At 68.3% G+C, this 1572-nt stretch carries 2 protein-coding genes; both read right to left on the minus strand.

The features are described from left to right. Positions 1-65: 65 nt before the first annotated feature. On the minus strand, positions 66-638 hold the full coding sequence (locus IZR01_RS49105) for a DNA-3-methyladenine glycosylase I (RefSeq protein WP_194927881.1): 573 nt from the start codon (positions 636-638) through the stop codon (positions 66-68). Positions 639-687: 49 nt separating this feature from the next. After that, positions 688-1248, minus strand: a complete 561-nt coding sequence (locus IZR01_RS49110) for a GTP-binding protein (RefSeq protein WP_194900099.1) — start codon at positions 1246-1248, stop codon at positions 688-690. Positions 1249-1572 lie beyond the last annotated feature (324 nt).

The following is a 1572-nucleotide window of genomic DNA, read 5'->3' on the forward strand; positions in this document are numbered from 1 at the left end:
GTGCCTGGGTGGTCGGGGTCCTCGTCCGCTGCTGTCTTGCGCTGCTGCGCTGCTCCGTCGTCGCGCTACTTCGCCGCTCGGAAGCAGCCCGTCAGGTGGTCGTCGACCATGCCGGTCGCCTGCATGAGGGCGTAGGCGGAGGTCGGGCCGATGAACTTTACCCCGTTCTTCTTCAGGGCCTTCGCCATGGCGGTCGACTCCGGGGTCTGGGTCGGGACCTGGGTGAAGGACTTCGGGCGGCGGCGGGTGGCGGTGGGGGCGAAGCTCCACAGGAAGGCGTCGAGGCCGTCGGGGAGGTCGCGGACGACGTGGGCGTTGTGGATGGCGGATTCGATCTTGGCGCGGCTGCGGATGATGCCGGGGTTGGCGAGGAGGTCTTCGACGTCTGATTTGGTGAGGGCGGCTACGGCGTCGATCTGGAAGTCCTTGAAGGCGGTGCGGAATGCTTCGCGTTTGCGCAGGACTGTGATCCAGGCCAGGCCGGCTTGGAAGCCCTCCAGGCTCAGGCGCTCGAACAGGGCGTCGTCGCCGTGCAGGGTGCGGCCCCATTCCTGGTCGTGGTACTCCGCGTAGTCGCCGGTGGTGCCGGCCCAGCCGCAGCGGGGGAGGCCGTCTTCGCCTGTCAGGAGATCTTGCACGCGGCCCATGGTAGGCGGGGGTGCTGACAAGTGGGGGGTGCGCCGGTCCTCACGCTTCGTCGGCGTGCCACTTCACTGCGTGTTCGACCAGGGTCAGCAGGACGGTGACGGTGGAGGTGCGGTCGCGGGCGTCGCAGATCATGACCGGGGTGGAGGCCGGGATGGCCAGGGCCTCGCGCAGGGCGTCCTCGCTGTAGCTGCGGGCGCCGTCGAACTGGTTCACCGCCACGACGTGCGGCATGCCGCGGTGCTCGAAGAAGTCGATGGCGGCGAAGGCGTCGGCCAGCCGGCGGACGTCGGCCAGGACCACCGCGCCGACCGCGCCGCGCGCCAGTTCCTCCCACAGGAACCAGAAGCGTTCCTGGCCGGGGGTGCCGAACAGGTACAGGATCAGGTCCTCGGCCAGGGTGAGGCGGCCGAAGTCGAAGGCGACGGTGGTCGCGGTCTTGGCGGGCACGCCGACGGTGTCGTCGATGCCGCGCCCGACCGAGGTCATCTCCGCCTCGGTGGTCAGCGGCTCGATCTCGGACACCGAGCCGACCAGCGTGGTCTTGCCCACGCCGAAGCCACCCGCGACCAGGATCTTGGCCGTTGTCTGCACGATCGCCATCGCCGTCCACCCCAGTTCCCGGCGTACATAAAGATCTGGAGAATGGTAGTGGACGACGATGTTCGACTGCATGTCGGCAGGTGCGCGGCGGAAGCGTAGAGCGTTGACGGGGGCGCGGGGCGGTGCCGCGGTCCCAGGACACTGACCCCGCCGAGGGTGGCTGACCAGCGCATTCGCCGGTGGCGAGGAAATCCCCGAAGGTCTTGACGGTTGTGGGGTCCATCACTTTTCATGGCCCGAACGGATCGGTCGCTAATAGTTCGAATTCGACGGGTAGGGAGAGTATGTCCGAGATTCTGGCGCGGTCCGTCAGCGACCCAACCC

Origin of the sequence: Catenulispora pinisilvae (assembly GCF_015356865.1) — a bacterium.
In the GTDB taxonomy this organism is placed as follows: domain Bacteria; phylum Actinomycetota; class Actinomycetes; order Streptomycetales; family Catenulisporaceae; genus Catenulispora; species Catenulispora pinisilvae.